Annotated in this window: 16 protein-coding genes and 1 pseudogene; 7 read left to right on the top strand and 10 right to left on the bottom strand. The window is 56.5% G+C overall.

Annotated elements, in window-relative coordinates; all coding sequences use genetic code 11:
- Positions 1-6: 6 nt before the first annotated feature.
- Entirely contained in the window at positions 7-573 is a 567-nt protein-coding gene (locus tag KP705_RS09345; RefSeq protein WP_046900599.1) for an NUDIX hydrolase, read from the bottom strand.
- A gap of 49 nt (positions 574-622) precedes the next feature.
- Between KP705_RS09345 and dinB the strand changes: the two genes are divergently transcribed.
- The 4 genes from dinB (at position 623) to KP705_RS09325 (ending at position 4,254) form a co-directional block, all read left to right on the top strand.
- Positions 623-1,762: a DNA polymerase IV gene (dinB, locus tag KP705_RS09340; protein ID WP_046900598.1), complete on the top strand. Its 1,140-nt coding sequence runs from the start codon at positions 623-625 to the stop codon at positions 1,760-1,762.
- A 64-nt stretch (positions 1,763-1,826) separates the two neighbouring features.
- Positions 1,827-2,312, top strand: a complete 486-nt coding sequence (locus KP705_RS09335) for a DUF2501 domain-containing protein (protein ID WP_046900597.1) — start codon at positions 1,827-1,829, stop codon at positions 2,310-2,312.
- A 155-nt stretch (positions 2,313-2,467) separates the two neighbouring features.
- Entirely contained in the window at positions 2,468-3,664 is a 1,197-nt protein-coding gene (locus KP705_RS09330; protein WP_046900596.1) for an MFS transporter, read from the top strand.
- 35 nt (positions 3,665-3,699) lie between these two features.
- Entirely contained in the window at positions 3,700-4,254 is a 555-nt protein-coding gene (locus KP705_RS09325) for a TIGR00730 family Rossman fold protein (RefSeq protein ID WP_046900595.1), read from the top strand.
- A gap of 3 nt (positions 4,255-4,257) precedes the next feature.
- Here KP705_RS09325 and KP705_RS09320 read toward each other — a convergent pair whose 3' ends face one another.
- Complete coding sequence (locus tag KP705_RS09320; RefSeq protein WP_046900594.1) at positions 4,258-4,728, bottom strand: GAF domain-containing protein; 471 nt, start codon at positions 4,726-4,728, stop codon at positions 4,258-4,260.
- A 105-nt stretch (positions 4,729-4,833) separates the two neighbouring features.
- Here KP705_RS09320 and KP705_RS09315 point away from each other — a divergent pair, with 105 nt between their 5' ends.
- From KP705_RS09315 to KP705_RS09305, 3 genes are all read left to right on the top strand, one after another.
- Positions 4,834-5,436, top strand: coding sequence for a glutathione S-transferase family protein (locus KP705_RS09315; protein WP_080951436.1), 603 nt, complete (start codon positions 4,834-4,836; stop codon positions 5,434-5,436).
- 132 nt (positions 5,437-5,568) lie between these two features.
- Entirely contained in the window at positions 5,569-7,047 is a 1,479-nt protein-coding gene (locus KP705_RS09310) for a mannitol dehydrogenase family protein (protein WP_203547951.1), read from the top strand.
- Between the two features lie 137 nt (positions 7,048-7,184).
- Positions 7,185-7,931: a dienelactone hydrolase family protein gene (locus tag KP705_RS09305; protein ID WP_046900591.1), complete on the top strand. Its 747-nt coding sequence runs from the start codon at positions 7,185-7,187 to the stop codon at positions 7,929-7,931.
- A 39-nt stretch (positions 7,932-7,970) separates the two neighbouring features.
- On the opposite strand, the gene KP705_RS09300 is transcribed toward KP705_RS09305, so the two are convergent.
- The 8 genes and pseudogenes from KP705_RS09300 to KP705_RS21125 all read right to left on the bottom strand — a co-directional run.
- Positions 7,971-8,807: an aldo/keto reductase gene (locus tag KP705_RS09300; RefSeq protein ID WP_046900590.1), complete on the bottom strand. Its 837-nt coding sequence runs from the start codon at positions 8,805-8,807 to the stop codon at positions 7,971-7,973.
- A 197-nt stretch (positions 8,808-9,004) separates the two neighbouring features.
- Positions 9,005-10,261, bottom strand: a complete 1,257-nt coding sequence (gene murA, locus KP705_RS09295) for a UDP-N-acetylglucosamine 1-carboxyvinyltransferase (protein WP_215764361.1) — start codon at positions 10,259-10,261, stop codon at positions 9,005-9,007.
- A gap of 14 nt (positions 10,262-10,275) precedes the next feature.
- Positions 10,276-10,827, bottom strand: a complete 552-nt coding sequence (gene dcd / locus KP705_RS09290; RefSeq protein WP_046900588.1) for a dCTP deaminase — start codon at positions 10,825-10,827, stop codon at positions 10,276-10,278.
- A 72-nt stretch (positions 10,828-10,899) separates the two neighbouring features.
- A complete protein-coding gene (locus KP705_RS09285; RefSeq protein ID WP_046900587.1) occupies positions 10,900-11,802 on the bottom strand; it encodes a DMT family transporter in 903 nt (300 codons plus the stop codon).
- Between the two features lie 6 nt (positions 11,803-11,808).
- Positions 11,809-11,985 carry a hypothetical protein gene (locus KP705_RS09280; RefSeq protein ID WP_198150547.1) on the bottom strand — a complete coding sequence of 59 codons (177 nt, stop codon included), beginning with the start codon at positions 11,983-11,985 and terminating at the stop codon, positions 11,809-11,811.
- Positions 11,975-13,159, bottom strand: coding sequence for a glycosyltransferase family 4 protein (locus KP705_RS09275; RefSeq protein ID WP_215764360.1), 1,185 nt, complete (start codon positions 13,157-13,159; stop codon positions 11,975-11,977). Before KP705_RS09275 ends, KP705_RS09280 begins: the two co-directional genes overlap by 11 nt.
- A gap of 195 nt (positions 13,160-13,354) precedes the next feature.
- Positions 13,355-15,574: a pyrroloquinoline quinone-dependent dehydrogenase gene (locus KP705_RS09270; protein WP_046900586.1), complete on the bottom strand. Its 2,220-nt coding sequence runs from the start codon at positions 15,572-15,574 to the stop codon at positions 13,355-13,357.
- Positions 15,574-15,655, bottom strand: a pseudogene (locus KP705_RS21125) (glycerol dehydrogenase); the annotation flags it as partial. The pseudogene KP705_RS21125 and the gene KP705_RS09270, both read right to left, overlap by 1 nt.

Here is a 15,655-nt window from a genome sequence, read left to right as displayed (position 1 = left end):
CGGACGTCAGATCAGGCCCTTTGCGCGAATCAGCGCAAAGGCAGCCAGAGACACCATGCATTTAAGTTCGCCACGGGCGATCAGATCTTCAAATTCGCCCAGCGTCATGTCCTGCGTCGTGATGTCCTGTTCGGTGTCTTCCAGCTCGGTTTCACCACGCGTGAGGTTGCGCGCCAGAAAGACGTGGCCTTTCTGGTTCGAGTATCCGGCCCCCTGATACATCGTTCCCACATGAATCATCTCGCCAGCGCGCAGGCCCGTTTCCTCGCGGAGTTCACCAAGAGCCAATTCGACAGGATCGACGTTCTCCTTCGTCTCCCACATCCCCATTGGCAGTTCGAGCAGGCGCTCCCCAACCGGGTACCGAAACTGCTGGATCAGGGTCACGCGGCCATCAGCATGCATGGGCAGGATCACCACAAACTCTCCACGCTCGACAATGCCATACAGGCCTTTCTTGCCGTTGGGGTGAATGATGATGTCCTCTCGCAAGGCCGTCCACGGATTGCTGTAAGCCAGACGGCTTGAGACTGTCTGGAAACCAGCGGCGCGACGGGCGTCTTCGATGCTCATGGACTGATCCGATCTTGTTTCGTTCCTGTTGATCGGCGACACTGTACAGATGGAGTCCCGCCGGATCGTGCATATCGACATGGACGCTTTTTATGCGTCTGTCGAACAGCGAGATAACCCGTCCTTACGTGGCCGCCCCCTCGCGGTTGGACGGGGCGAGGCCCGTGGCGTTGTTGCCGCTGCCAGTTATGAAGCGCGTCCTTTTGGTGTGCGCTCTGCGATGCCGTCCCTGAAAGCCAAGCGCCTTTGTCCGGATCTTGTATTCGTACCGGCCAGGTTTGACGTCTATCGCGCTGTTTCCATGCAGATCCACGAGATCTTTGCCCGATATACGCCCCTCATCCAGCCTCTTTCCCTTGATGAGGCCTATCTGGATCTCACGGATTATCTGGGCGCCTATGGTTCGGCCACGTTGGTTGCGGAACGCATTCGTGCAGACATCCGCAAAGAAACTGGCCTTACAGCTTCCGCTGGAGTCTCTTACAACCGGTTTCTGGCCAAACTGGCGTCCGATTACCGCAAACCTGATGGACTTTTTGTCATCACGCCGCGAATGGGGCCGGATTTTGTGCTGAATTTGTCCGTAGACCAGTTCCATGGAATTGGCCCGGCGACTGCTCGAAAAATGAATGCTCTAGGCATTAAAACCGGCGTGGACCTCCGGAAAATGGATCTGCTCACGCTCACACGCCACTTTGGAAAAGCAGCTGCCTTTTATCATGGCATTTCCCGAGGGATTGATGAGCGCCCCGTCGTTGTTAATCGCGAGCGCAAGTCTTTGGGAACGGAACAGACCTATCTGACAGACCTGCGAGATGAAGCCGCTGCACGCAGTGCTCTTGGAATGATTGCCACCAAACTCTGGCTACAGGCCCAGCGCAAACAGATCACAGGCCGAACCATAACTCTCAAGGTCAAATACTCAGATTTTCGCCAAATTACCCGTGCCCGCAGTCTGCCTGTCTCTGTTGGGTCCGAGGCACTTCTGGCGGAAGTTGGCCAGTCTCTCCTGACGCCGCTTTTCCCCTTAGTGCCCGGCGTGCGTCTTCTCGGCCTCACGCTATCGGCTCTCGCGGGGCCAACGCTGGAGATACCGGACGAGAGTTCACAGATGCAGCTTGCTTTCGATCAGCCAGAAACGACGCTCCCCGAAAATCGACAGGTTTTTCGCTCACTTTCTCTCTTTTGAGCGTTGTTAGGACGCATAGAGGCAGATCACGCCTCATGGTTGTTCTTACAGGAGTTGAAATTTTATGGTCCCGTTCCGCCTGCCAGCCCTGCTCTCAACTGGCGCAATTGCTGCCATTGCAGCCCTCTCTCTTGGAGGCTGCACATCCGGGATGTCGGCTGCCCAGAATCCGGAAACGCAGGCAGCGGCAACATCCGCTGCAACTGCCGCAGCCCAGAGCACGGCTTCACAGTTGACCGGAGGCCTCACGGGCGCCCTTGGGCTGCCAAATCTCTCCTCCACCTCCACCAGCAATCTGGCCGGCGTGCTGAACTATTGCGTGACGAACAACCTGGCTACGGGGACAAATGCTACAGGTCTTCTCTCCACTGCCACACAGGCAGCAGGCGTGACCAACAGCCCGGCATACAGTGCTGGCCAGCAGGGCATTCTTCAGGCCGTCAGCAACCAGACAAACACGTCCCAGCAATATTCCTTGTCCTCACTGGCAGAGCCGTTGCGCCAGAAAGTGTGCTCAGCGGTTTCAAGCCGCCTGCAGAACATGCTTTAAGGCCATCTCCTCTCGGGATGTTCATTCCCGAGAGATCACATACTGTTGTTTTTTGGACCTGAGAGGTCCATTGACCGTGACGGATCATTCAAACTGTCCTATGCCAGACAGAACGTAACCAGTTAGTTACTTAAAAGAGACGGGAGACTGAAGTCATGACTGCGGAAGAAACGCCGGTGAGTTCACCGACGAAGCGGGTTCTTACCGTCGTTCTGTTCAATCTTCTGGTTTACATCGTTATCGGGCTTCCGAATGCCGTCCTGACGATCTTCGTGCACCATACGCTGGGCTATAGCACGACGATCGCCGGTCTGGCTTTCTCCCTGCAATATCTTGCGACATTCGCAGCGCGCCCTTCTGCCGGTCGGCTGGTAGATAGCATAGGCCCCAAACCGGTTGTTTTAGGGGGATTGGTGACATGCCTCATCTCAGGCCTGCTGATGATCGGTGCGGGGTGGTCAGGCGAGACACCCGCCGTTTCCCTTGGAATTTTGCTCTTAAGTCGTCTGTTTCTAGGCTGGGCAGAAAGCTGGGCCGCCACGGGCGTCATTGTCTGGAATATTCGCCGGGCCGGTGCTGAAAACACAGCTATTGCCATTTCGTGGAACGGTATCTGTTCTTATGGAGGCATTGCTCTTGGTGCACCGATTGGCGCCAAGCTCTCACAGCTTCCTCATCCTTATGGCGGCATTGTCTCGGTCGGTATCCTGTCCGTTATTCTTCCACTCTTCGGTCTTGCCCTGATCGGCTTTTACAAGGGCATCAAGCCTCTTCCCTCCACGGAAAAGCCTGTTCCATTCACGCGCGCGCTTCGTCTGGTTCTGCCGCATGGCATGGCGCTGGCGGCTGGCTCCATCGGATTCGGTGCCATCTCGTCCTTTCTTGCTTTGTATTATGCCGTTCTGCACTGGGAAGGCGCTGCAACAGCGCTGTCCGTCTTCGGTATCGTATTCGTTGTCATCCGGTTCTTTTTCGCCTCACAGATTGCACGGCGTGGCGGCGTCTTCGTGGCGATTGTTTCTCTGCTGATCGAAGCTGTCGGGCTGGCGTGTCTGGCAATATTCCCCTCACAAGGGGCCGCTCTCATCGGTGCGGCGCTGACTGGCGCAGGTTTCTCCCTGCTGTTCCCTGCCCTTGGTGTTCTGGCCGTCAACAGTGCTGGCCCACAGAACCGTGGGGCCGCTTTGGGCGCCTATTCGATCTTCATTGATCTGGCGATTGCATGTTCGGGTCTTGTGCTCGGGCAGGTCATCGAGTTTGCTGGCTACAAGACCATGTTCGGCACGACTGCGGTGTGCTGTCTGGTCGGTGTGCTCATCAGCCGTTCGCTTGGGCGGAAGCCTGCCGTCTGAGCGTTCTGCCCGCTTCCTTACAGGACCTGCTTCCCATGACCATTCGTTCCTGCGCTGTTTTCTGCGGCTCCCGCTTCGGCAACTCCCCTGTGTATGCAGAAGGTGCATCCGAACTTGGAACGGCTCTGGCCCAGAACGGAATTACGCTTGTTTACGGTGGTGGTCATGTGGGTCTGATGGGAACCGTCGCGGATGCCGCCCTGACTGCAGGGGGGCAGGTCATAGGCGTTATTCCCGGGTTCCTGCATGATCGCGAAGTCATGCATAAAGGCGTGACAGAGCTTGAAGTGACACCCAACATGCATAGCCGCAAAGCCCGCATGTTCGAGCTTTCAGATGCGTATGCCATCATCCCAGGCGGATTCGGCACCTTTGATGAGCTGATGGAAATTCTGACCTGGAAGCAGCTCGGTTTACACCAGGACCCGATTTACATCGTCAATATTGGTGGCTGGGCAAAATCCCTTGTCCGCACCCTGACCGATGCCGTTGAACAGGGCTTTGCCTCCTCCAACACGCTTAAGCTGTTCACCGTTGTGGAAGACGTTCCCGCGCTGATGAACCATCTGCGCGAAAACGTTCCTGCCTGAAAATCAGGCTGTCAGCGTCTTTTCAAAGGCGCTGACAATCTTCTCGATCATGGCCTGATCTTCCGCATCGAAGCGGTTCTTCACAGGGCTATCAATATCCAGAACTCCGATCAGGTTTCCATCATGAAGGATGGGAACCACGATTTCGGAAGCCGAGGCAGCATCACAGGCAATATGCCCTGGAAACGCATGCACATCCGGGACAACAAGCGTGGTTTTCTGCTGGGCAACAGTTCCACAGACGCCTTTCCCAAGTGGAATGCGCGTACAGGCCAGACGCCCCTGAAACGGCCCAAGAACCAGCTGATCATCCTTGAAGAGATAGAACCCGGCCCAGTTAATGTCTGGCAAGGCCTCGAACAGCAGGGCCGCGATATTGGCCATGTTCGCAATCTGATCCGTTTCAGACGCGACAACCGATTCAACGGTTTCCACCAGATCTTCCACGGTCAGACGATGGATAGGCGCACTCATGTCGGATGATCCTGAGTTAAAATGAGATGAAACAGGACCATAAAGCCGTTGCGTGTCTCCGTCACGATGGCCACTCTGTCCTTTTCACCATTACCGGACCAGATCATGGCTAGACGTCTTTATGGAATTCCTCTGTCCGGCCATGTGCATCGCGTCCGGCTGTTCCTATCGATCCTGAAGCTGGATTACAGCTTCGTGGAAGCCTCGATGCAGTCGCCTGAAGTGCTGAAGCTTAATCCGCTGGGCCAAATTCCGATTCTGGAAGACGGCGATATTATCCTGACAGACAGCAATGCCATTCTGGTCTATCTCGCGAAAACCTATGCATCCGACAGTTCATGGCTGCCAGAGGATGCACTCGGCGCGGCGCGAGTTCAGAAATGGTTTTCCATTGCCGCTGGCGAATTGCGGTATGGACCGGCTATGGCGCGTGCGGCGACGCTCTGGAAGCGCCCGGATGATATTGCCCCGGCTCAGGCAAAGGCTGCGAAGCTGCTTCCCTTCATGAATGATGAACTGAAACAGCGGCCATTTCTCGCAGGTGACATGCCCACGCTCGCCGATCTGTCCTGTTACGCTTACATCAAACGCGCACCTGAGGGCGGGGTGTCTCTAGCGCCTTATTCTGCAGTTCAACAATGGCTGGAGCGTATAGAAGCGCTGCCTGACTTTATTCCCATGCCGGAAGCATCTGCTTTCGGGTTATGAATATTTTCGTTTCCCTAATGAATCCTCTCATTGGTGCGAGAAATATTAGAAAAAATTTATATTTAATAAAAACAGTTTCCTCATCACGTCTTCTTCTTAAAAGGGTCGGGCCTTTCGTTCGGAAGAACCATCATGAAACTGACCCCGGAAACTCTGGCCCACCTTCCAGAGACCATCCTCACCTCCCCTTATGATCGCCAGAAGGTGACTGCGGGGATTGCCCATCTCAGTGTCGGAAACTTTCACCGCGCCCATCAGGCCGTGTACACAGACCGCACACTGGCTCTGCTGGGCCAGGAAAGCTGGGGCATTGTTGGCCTTGGGCTGATGGATGTGCCGTCTGAAGTGCAGAAGGCTGAAGCCCTTCAGTCTCAGGGCGGTCTTTACACTTTGCGGGAATGCCCATCGGGCCGTCCAGACGTGGTACGGGTTGTAAAATCCCTGGTGGAATACATCCATGCTCCCGCAGACCGTCTGGCAGCCCTGAAGCGTCTGACCGATCCAGCAATCCGCATCGTCACCATGACGATTACGGAAGGTGGATATTACATGGATGAGGCAGGCCACTTCATGGCTGACCATCCAACCATCGTTGCGGACCTCAAGCGTGAAGTGCCGGAAACAGCATTTGGTATCCTCACCGAGGCCCTTCGTCTGCGCCGGGAAGCCGGTGTGAATGCCTTTACAATTCTCTCCTGCGACAATGTTCCGTCGAACGGAGAGGTTGCGCGCCACGCTGTCCTGTCCTTCGCACGCCTGCGAGATGACGAACTGGCAGACTGGATTGCCCGGAACGTCTCGTTCCCGGCCTGCATGGTTGATCGTATTACCCCAGCGGTTGGACCGGCAGACATTGCTCGCCTCAATAGTGAGAGCGGCGTTGAAGACCGCGCCCCGCTGTTCTGCGAAGACTTCATCCAGTGGGTTGTGGAAGACAATTTCCCAGAAGGGCGCCCGGCCTGGGAGCAGGCCGGCGTGCTGTTCACGAACAATGTTGAGCCATACGAACAGGTCAAGCTGCGCATGCTCAATGCCTCTCATTCCATGCTGGCCCTCCCCGCCGTCCTGATGGGGTACCGCTTCGTCAGTGAAGCCATGGAAGACGAGAACCTTTTCCGCCTCCTTCAGCAGTTTTTGGGTTTTGACTCAGAACCGCATCTGACCGCTCCTCCGGGCATCAGCCTTCCGGAATATGGGGCCCTCCTGCTCCAGCGTTTCCGCAACAAGGCTGTCAGTGATCAGCTTCTGCGCATTGCGTCGGACAGCACATCCAAACTGCCGGTCTTTATTCGCCCGACAGCCGAGATCGTGGTGAAAGACAACGGTGACATGCGCCGGATCGCATTCCTGCTGGCCTGCTACTGCGCCTACATGAATGGCCGGGACGACACGGACGCGGACTTCCCTGTCACAGAGCCACGTCTCAGCAAGGAAGATCGTGCACTGGCGACGGACACCGATCCGGCGCGCGCTCTGGATATGGGCGTCTTTGCGGGCTGGGGCCTCACTGACAACCCTGTTTTCGTCCAGCTTTTCACTGACATGCGGCAGAGCCTGCAGGATCGTGGAACCGCTGCGACACTTGCGGACGTCATCACGCCAAAGGGCTGATCAAGGTGTCCTGTGCCGGTTGAGATTAACAACCGGCACAAAGCCCTTTTTTCAGACGACGTTGCGGCACGCCAGTGGGCCGCCTACAAACAGAGCCAGATGCGTTACTTGCAAACTCTCGCAGGATAGATCGTCTCATGATCATCAGAACTGACGAAAAAATCGATCTCCAAACGCCAACTGGTTCAATGCGTGTGCATATCTTTCGGCCGGTTCAGGATGGCCGTTTCCCGGCTGTTATGCTGTTTTCGGAAATCTATCAGGTCACGGCACCTATCGAACGATTGGGCGCCATGATTGCGGGACAGGGATATCTCGTCGCAATCCCCGAAGTGTATCATGAGTACGAACCTGCCGGGACTGTCCTTGCCTATGACAAGGATGGAACGGATCGCGGGAATGATCTGAAATACGCCAAGCCTGTCTCAGCCTTTGACTCTGACACGGCAGCCCTTGTCGAATGGCTGCAAGACAGCAGTTTCTGCACGGGAGCAATTGGCGCTTTTGGTGTGTGCCTAGGGGGGCATCTCGCCTATCGGGCGGCTCTTCACCCTGCAGTCAAAGCTACAGCGTGTTTCTATGCCACCGACCTGCATTCAGCGACGCTTGGTGAAGGCAAGTCCGATGACTCTCTCGTGCGGGCTATAGACATCACTGGTGAACTGATGATGGTCTGGGGCCAGTCAGACCCCCACGTTCCCTATGCGGGACGGCGTATAATCCGGGACAGACTTGAGGACACGGGCGTCACGCTGGAGTGGCATGAAGTTAACGCTCAACACGCATTCCTGCGTGATGGAGCACCACGCTTCGATGCTGCTCTCTTCCTGCAGGCCATGAACTGGACGAATGCTTTATTTCAGCGCGCTTTGACGCGAGGTTAACAAAAAGGGGAGCTTCCGCTGCAGGAAGCCCTTCAAAGGTCAAAATTCCTCGTAAGTGGCAGGGTCCTGATCGGCGAGACGCCCATCTGCACGCGCCAAAGAAGCGATTTTCGTCATATCGTCTTCCGTCAGGGTAAAGTCGGAAATGGATCTGTTCTTAATCTGGCGCTCAGGCGTGGCAGACTTGGGAATGGGCACAGAACCAAGCTGATGATGCCAGCGGAGAATAACCTGCCCGACTTCCTTGCCCAATCGCTCAGCGATTGTTTTCAACAGCGGATTTGTCAGAAGGTCACTTGCGCGCCCTAAGGGGCTCCAGGCCTGCGTAATGATCCCGTGATCATGATTCCACTTCCGCATCTCGTCCTGCGGGAAATAGGGATGCAGTTCAATCTGGTTGATCGACGGAAGAACGCCTGTTTCGGCTTTCAGCCGCTCAAGATGTTCTGGCAGAAAATTGCATACGGCAATTGATCGGATATAGCCGCGCTTCTTTGCCTCAATCAGGGCTTTCCAAGCTTCAACGTACTTGCCCTGCTTCGGGTTAGGCCAGTGAATGTAATACAGGTCAAAGTAGTCAAGCTGTGTGCGATAGAGGGACTCCTCGATCGTTGTCAGCGCAGCATCATAGTCATGATGGCGGCCTGGTAGCTTCGAGGCGACGCGCAGTTCTTCCCGGGGGCGGCCGCTTTCACGCACGGCACGACCAACTGCCCCTTCATTTTCATAATTGAACGCACTGTCCAGCGCGTCATAGCCCACGTTGAGGGCACTGTTCATGGCTTCAACGCCCGCAGCGCCATTGAGCTTATAGGTTCCGAACGTGATCGCCGGAATGGTCGTGCCGTCATTCAGCGTGACTGTCGGAATCGTCATTCTCTGCTTCTCCTGACTCTGCCGCATTCAATCCCTTGGGGATTTATCAAATGCCTAAGGAAGACTTTCGGGTTTGACGTATTACGCCCGACAGAGAGGAAGCGTTTCATAACGGATGGCTTCAGATGCACGAGACATAAAAAAAGCGGTGAGCCGAGAGGGCTCACCGCTTGCATCAAAAGAAGCCTGAACAGTCTTCAGTCTGAAACGCGTTCGATATCAGCACCACATGCTGCGAGCTTGCGATCTACGCCCTCATACCCACGATCCAGATGGTAAATCCGGCTAAGCTGCGTCTCGCCTTCAGCAGCAAGTCCAGCCAGGATGAGCGAGAAAGACGCCCGAAGATCGGTTGCCATGACCGGAGCACCGGACAGCTTCGGAACGCCACGGATAATTGCCGAACGACCATGCGGATTGATGCGCGCACCCATCCGGTTCAACTCGGGAACGTGCATGAAACGATTTTCAAAAATCGTCTCGGTAATCATGGACGCACCATCCGCAACAGAGAGCATCGCCATGAACTGGGCCTGCATGTCCGTCGGGAAACCCGGATATGGCTCCGTCATGATGTCCACGCCTGTCAGCTTGCCCGTGCGACGGACACGCAGACCACGCGGATCTTCCTCAACTTCAACACCCGTTTCCTGCAGGGTTCGGATTACAGCCCCCAGATCATCGGCACGACCACCGACGAGCAGAAGGTCACCGCCCGTGATGCCCGCAGCGCAAGCATAGGTGCCGCACTCGATACGATCTGGCATGACCGCATAGTTGGCGCCATGCAGGCGCTCTACGCCTTCAATGATCAGTGTACCGGAACCTTCGCCCGTAATCTGTGCGCCCATCGCGTTGAGACAGTGCACCAGATCGCTGATTTCGGGCTCACGCGCTGCGTTGACGATTTCGGTACGGCCTTTGGCGAGCGTAGACGCCATCAGCAGATTTTCAGTCGCACCGACGCTGGCGAACGGCAGGATAATCCGGTCGCCCTTCAGGCCTTCGGGCGCACGGGCATTGATGTATCCGTTCTCAAGGCGGATTTCAGCACCCAGAGCTTCAAGCCCTTTGAGATGCATGTCCACAGGGCGCGTGCCAATAGCGCAGCCACCCGGCAGCGAAACCTTGGCTTCACGGGCACGCGCCAGAAGCGGGCCAAGAACGAGAATGGAAGCGCGCATCTTGGAAACGATGTCGTACGAGGCTTCCACCGATCCGATTTCGCCTCCAATCGAAAGGGTACGCTCCCCCACAGCCTCGACGGCGATGCCCAATCCCTTGAGAAGATCGCGCATCGTCTTGATGTCAGCAATCTGCGGAACGTTGGACAGCACCAGACGGTCAGAGGTCAGCAGGCCTGCGACCATGAGCTTGAGACCGGAGTTCTTTGCGCCCCCGATCTCGATTTCGCCCGTCAGACGATGGCCACCACGAATAATGAAACGGTCCATGAGTGATGCGCTCCTTACAGCCGAGGCGTGGTTACGCCGGACTGGCGCATGTATTTACCGGCACGATCCGCGTAGCTGACTTCGCAAGGGCTGGCCCCCTGGAAGAACAGGAACTGGCAGATGCCTTCGTTCGCATAGATGCGCGCAGGCAGCGGCGTCGTGTTACTGATTTCGATGGTGACCTGCCCTTCCCACTCTGGCTCAAGCGGCGTCACATTCACAATGATGCCGCAGCGCGCATAAGTGGACTTGCCAAGGCAGACGACCAATGTGTCCCGCGGAATACGGAAATATTCGATCGTGTGCGCCAGTGCGAAGCTGTTCGGGGGAATCGTGATGTCACCCGTCCGTGTCACGAAGCTGTTCGCGGCGAAGTTCTTTGGATCGACAATGGCACTGTCCACATCGGTAAAGATCTTGAAGTCTTCCGCGACACGCGCGTCATAACCGTATGATGACAGACCATAGGAAATAACGCCTTCCCGCTTCTGGTTTTCCACAAACGGTTCAATCATGCCGTGTTCTTTGGCCATCTGGCGGATCCAGGTATCAGGCATGATTGGCATGGACGCATTAACTCCTACACGGGGGGATCGATCTGCTCTAGCGATAGCCGCCCGATCACGCAATGTGTCGGTTTAGCCATTTTCCGTGAGGTGCTGTTGCCTTTTGACAAGCCAGCGCGGTCTCATCTCACTGGCAAGAACACCACAGACAATCAAAGCAGCCCCAAGAAGCGTGGTGGCCTGCAGCTGATCGCCAGCCAGCCAGCCGACCAGCCCACCCCAGACAGGCTCTCCTGCATAAATCACAGCAGCTTTTGAAGGTGGGACGGACTTCTGAGCCCAGTTCATCACGAGTTGTACCAGAGCACTCAGACTTCCGAGAGCCGCCGCACAAACAACCCAGATCCATGAAAATGTCGGCGCATGCTCCCCGGCGACCGGCATAAGCAAAAGTGCAAAAAGGCCGCCTCCAACAAGCTGACAGACTGTGATTCTACGACTGTCCACGCCTTGGGCAAACAGGCTGATCAAAACAATTTCGGCAGCAATGGCACATGCTGAGAGCACCGTCAGCAAATCACCATGGCTAAAGGTCAGGGTCAGGGCTGCCGGCCCTGCCAGCGCAATCAATCCGGCAAACGCAAGACCGATTCCGACCCAGCTCATGATGTGCGGCGATTTACGCAGAATGGCCCACTGGAACAGTGGCACCAACGGCACATAGAGAGCCGTGATGAATGCAGAACGGCTACTGGTCACCTCACGCAACCCTGCACTTTGCAGAACATACCCGATTGAAAGGGCAATTCCGATCAGAATACCGGATCGCACTTCTTTCCGTGTCAGACCCGTCATGTGACGACCTGCCAGACATGCCACCATGGCTGCGGCCATCAGAAATCGTACACCGACAAAGAACATCGGTCCGCAATGCTGCATGGCCAGATGCAGGATCAGAAAAGTGCCTCCCCAGAGCGCCGTAACGCCCGCCAACGCCAGTTCCTGTGGCGATGGCGTTGGCAGACGAATTTTCATGACGCCTTAGCTTTCGGAAGACGGTGTGGGCGCTGTGGGCCTGATTCGCTGCTGCTGTTTGCGACGCAGAAGATTGGCCCGGAGCGCCTTGGCTTCGCGAGCTGCGCGTGCCTCTTTGGCAGCCTGCGCCTTATCAGTCAGGTGGGCCGTAGCTTTGCCGTTTTCCGTCTTGTCAGTTGTCATCAGTCTGTCCGTCGAAAGATGCTCGAAGATGCGTTCCAAGCAGCTCGTCATATACACCGAGTGTCTCCGACTGCATCTGCCGGATCGTATAATTTCGCAAGACATGCTCACGGGCATTTTCTGCCAGATAGGCAAGCGTTTCATCATCAGCCGACAGAATGCCGACAAGTGCTTCTGCCAATGCCTGAGGATTATCGGGAGGGATAACGAGACCGGTCTGTCCGGGCAGAACCGTCTCCATCATGGCGCCCTGTGCCGTTCCGATAACGGGTTTGCCCATCATCTGCGCCTCTACAAGCGTCCGCCCGAATGGTTCAGGCCGCAGAGACGGTGCGACGACAACGGCCGACAACGCGCAGGCCGCTGGCATGTCCTGGCATGTCCCTGCGAAGCGAACCCTGTCTTCCAAACCCAGCTCCTGAATTCTCCGCCCAAGAGAGAGCGCAAATTTATGATCCGTTTCCGGGCCAACCAGAACACAGATCCAGGGTGCAACAGAGACCTGTTTGAGAAACTTCAGCGCTTCGATCAGGACCCTCTGCCCTTTCCACGCTGTTAGCCGTGCAGGCATCAGGATCACGCGGGCGCCATGAGGCACCGACCAAGCTTCGGCAAGCCGCTGGATCCGCTCGCCGGAGACCTTTTGCGGGTCAAAAAGAAAGGGGTCGGCGCCACGGGGAATAGTCCGCAGACGGTCTGACTGAACACCATATTGCCCGGATAAACGGCCAGCGATGAAATTCGAAATGGCAATCACGCGCGTGCCACGGGCCAGAACAGAATTATAAAGCTTCTTGCCCCACCAGCCCGCACCATGAACACCGTGCCATGTCGTGACCAGCGGGATCCCTTCACGACGACAGGCCAGCCAGGCCGCCCATGCCGGAATACGAGAGCGGGCGTGCACCAGATCCACCCCTTGCTGCCGGATCAGTTTCTGAAGATCACGGGCCCGGCGCAGTACAGCAACGGGTGACTTGGATTTGAGGTTGAGCGGCAAATGAAGTGCACCGGCATGCCTCAGCTGGATCAGCAGCGGCCCCGATTTTGACGCAACAATGGCTTTCCCGCCTGCCTGAGTAATGGCAGCGGCGATTTCGATGGCACCGCGTTCAAGCCCCCCAGTACTGAGTGCAGGAAGGACCTGGAGGATTACGGGAGAACGGTCAGTCATGAGCGTTTCGGCGGGCCATTCTGAAAATTTGATCCGAACGAGAAGCGTTCCTGATCGTTCTGCGCCTGAGGCTTCCAGAATGAAAAACAGGTAGCAACGAAAAAGGGAGACTTCCACGCCCTGCTAGCACAGAAGTCCCCCTTTGACGATGGAGTGTAGCGAATGTGCACAGCACATCCGCCACAGTCGTCGGCTTTACTTAACGGCGTCAGGCAAAGCGTAAACCACAAGCTGATCACTGACTGGCGTCATCATGAAGTGATGTCCCCCAGCCATGATAGCAACGTACTGATGTCCGTTGGCTTCGTAGGTCATTGGGTTGGCCTGACCACCACCCGGGAGCACTGCGCTCCACACGACCTTGCCGGTGTGTTCGTCAATGGCACGGATCTGGTTATCCGTAGCCGCGGCGATGAACACCAGACCGCCACCTGTCACGACGGAACCGCCGTTGTTCGGTGTTCCAATCTCCCAGGGAAGACCTGTCGGCAGACCCCATGGACCATTAGCACGAGCCGTTCCCAGCGGATGCTGCCAGAGCACCTTCTGACCGTGCTTCATGTCGATGGCCGTGATCATGCCGTAAGGCGGACGGTTGCACATCATGCCCGTGTACTGATCCCAGAACGGCGTCACGACGATGCCATAAGGCGTTCCGTCCATGGCACCATTACCTTCGGCGCCACCGCCACCTGGCTTGAAGTTAGGATCATCGATCGGCATCAGACCAAGCTTGTCGGCCTTCTTGCGGGTGACGAGCTGGTCGTACATCGGCGTGATGTTCCAGTTCGCGATCAGGATTCCGCTCTTCTCGTCATAGGACATGGAACCCCAGTCACTGCCACCATTGTAGCCTGGGTATTCAATCCATGGCTTATCAACGCTCGGCGGCGTGAATTCACCAACGTAGTTCGCACGACGGAACTTGATCCGGCAGAAGAGCTGATCAATGGGAGACATGCCCCACATATCCGTCTCTTTCAGATCAGGCACGCGCAGAGCAGGCATCCCGACAGACCAGGGCTGCGTCGGGGTCCGTGGGTCTCCAGGAATGACGCCTGGTGACGGAGCCGGACGCTCTACGACAGGAAGGACTGGCTTGCCTGTCCGGCGATCCAGAACGAACGTCTGACCGCGCTTCGTCGGCATGATAAGAGCTGGAACGGGCTGGCCGTCAGGGCCAGGCATATCCATCAGGGTTGCCTGAGAGCCAATATCATAATCCCAGACGTCCTTATGGGCGGTCTGGAAAACCCACTTTTCTTCACCCGTCTTGACGTCAATCGCCACGACTGCAGAAGAAACCTTGTTTTCGGCATCGCTACGCAGGGCGCTGTAATAGTCAGCAGCGGAGTTCCCGGTTGGAACGTACACCAAGCCAAGAGCATTATCGCCCGTCAGCGCGGCCCATGAGTTCGGCGTACCGCGGCTATAGTGGCGATTGCCTGTCGGCTGGCTGTGATCGGTCGGATTGTTGACGTCCCAAGCCCAGACAAACTTGCCGCTTTCAGCATCGTAGCCACGGATTACACCAGACGGGGCCCAGCGACGCTGACCGTCAAGAACCTCATGATTGACAACGACAACGCCATCAACAACCGGCGGCGGTACGGTCATAGAAACGAAGCCCGGAACGGACTCACCAAGGCCTTGCATCAGGTTGACCTGACCACCGTGACCGAAGTTCGGACAGAACTCACCCGTTGCCGCATCAACAGCAATCAGGCGCATATCGAGCGTACCTTCGATAAGCCGATTGTGGCAGGGCTGGCCTTCTGGCACGACGGACGACGTGAAATACGTCACACCCTTGCAGGCTGCCGTGTAAGGAATGGAGTGGTACTTCACATCCACATTCCGACGCCAGATCTGCTTCCCCGTGACCGGGTCCAGCTTCATGATGTCGTTCATGGCCGAACACATATAGAGGCCGTCACCCACCTTGATGGGTGTGGTTTCAGCTGCCCATTTGTTGGTCTGGCCCGGACGTGGGTAGCTGCCCGTATGATAGGTGAACGCGACCTTCAGGTTGCCAGCGTTCTCAGGCGTGATTTCAGACAGCGGCGAATAACGCGTCTGATGATCATCACGACCATAAGCAACCCAGTCTCCAGGAGCAGGGTTTGCGCTCTGCTGGGGTGCCATTGCTGGAATTTCGGACGGATCGATCGAATCAATATCCGGCAGGTTTGCAGCATTTACGCCAGGGGCCTGCGGGGCATACGGAGACGGACCAGAAAAATAGCTCTGCTCTTTCGGGGAACTTTCCGTAGGTTCGTTTGCATTACCGGGCCCAGGAACTGCAGCGGTCGGGGCTCCCCCGGAACCTGCGGGAGCGAACTGAGCGTGGGCGGCGAGAGGTGAACAGGCGAGCGCGAGGCCTGCGGCTGTTGCGAGAAGGTGAGACCGACGCATCAGACGGCTCCTCTGAGTGTACGGCGGGATTCCAGGCGGCGAAGGACCGGAATGGTCAGAACCACCAGAATGCCGAGAAGG

This window comes from Gluconobacter sp. P1D12_c, from assembly GCF_018812105.1.
GTDB lineage: Bacteria > Pseudomonadota > Alphaproteobacteria > Acetobacterales > Acetobacteraceae > Gluconobacter > Gluconobacter oxydans_A.
The sequence above is the reverse complement of the archived record's forward strand: the minus strand, read 5'-3'. Positions and strand labels throughout refer to the sequence as shown.

Coding starts and splice junctions, on each gene's coding strand:
- KP705_RS09300 (WP_046900590.1), bottom strand. CDS start 8,807: ATGACGATTCCGACAGTCACGCTGAATGACGGCACGACCATTCCGGCG.
- KP705_RS09320 (WP_046900594.1), bottom strand. CDS start 4,728: ATGAGTGCGCCTATCCATCGTCTGACCGTGGAAGATCTGGTGGAAACC.
- KP705_RS09270 (WP_046900586.1), bottom strand. CDS start 15,574: ATGCGTCGGTCTCACCTTCTCGCAACAGCCGCAGGCCTCGCGCTCGCC.
- KP705_RS09275 (WP_215764360.1), bottom strand. CDS start 13,159: ATGACTGACCGTTCTCCCGTAATCCTCCAGGTCCTTCCTGCACTCAGT.
- KP705_RS09325 (WP_046900595.1), top strand. CDS start 3,700: ATGACCATTCGTTCCTGCGCTGTTTTCTGCGGCTCCCGCTTCGGCAAC.
- KP705_RS09285 (WP_046900587.1), bottom strand. CDS start 11,802: ATGAAAATTCGTCTGCCAACGCCATCGCCACAGGAACTGGCGTTGGCG.
- KP705_RS09330 (WP_046900596.1), top strand. CDS start 2,468: ATGACTGCGGAAGAAACGCCGGTGAGTTCACCGACGAAGCGGGTTCTT.
- KP705_RS09305 (WP_046900591.1), top strand. CDS start 7,185: ATGATCATCAGAACTGACGAAAAAATCGATCTCCAAACGCCAACTGGT.
- KP705_RS09335 (WP_046900597.1), top strand. CDS start 1,827: ATGGTCCCGTTCCGCCTGCCAGCCCTGCTCTCAACTGGCGCAATTGCT.
- murA (WP_215764361.1), bottom strand. CDS start 10,261: ATGGACCGTTTCATTATTCGTGGTGGCCATCGTCTGACGGGCGAAATC.
- dcd (WP_046900588.1), bottom strand. CDS start 10,827: ATGCCAATCATGCCTGATACCTGGATCCGCCAGATGGCCAAAGAACAC.
- dinB (WP_046900598.1), top strand. CDS start 623: ATGGAGTCCCGCCGGATCGTGCATATCGACATGGACGCTTTTTATGCG.
- KP705_RS09345 (WP_046900599.1), bottom strand. CDS start 573: ATGAGCATCGAAGACGCCCGTCGCGCCGCTGGTTTCCAGACAGTCTCA.
- KP705_RS09280 (WP_198150547.1), bottom strand. CDS start 11,985: ATGACAACTGACAAGACGGAAAACGGCAAAGCTACGGCCCACCTGACT.
- KP705_RS09315 (WP_080951436.1), top strand. CDS start 4,834: ATGGCTAGACGTCTTTATGGAATTCCTCTGTCCGGCCATGTGCATCGC.
- KP705_RS09310 (WP_203547951.1), top strand. CDS start 5,569: ATGAAACTGACCCCGGAAACTCTGGCCCACCTTCCAGAGACCATCCTC.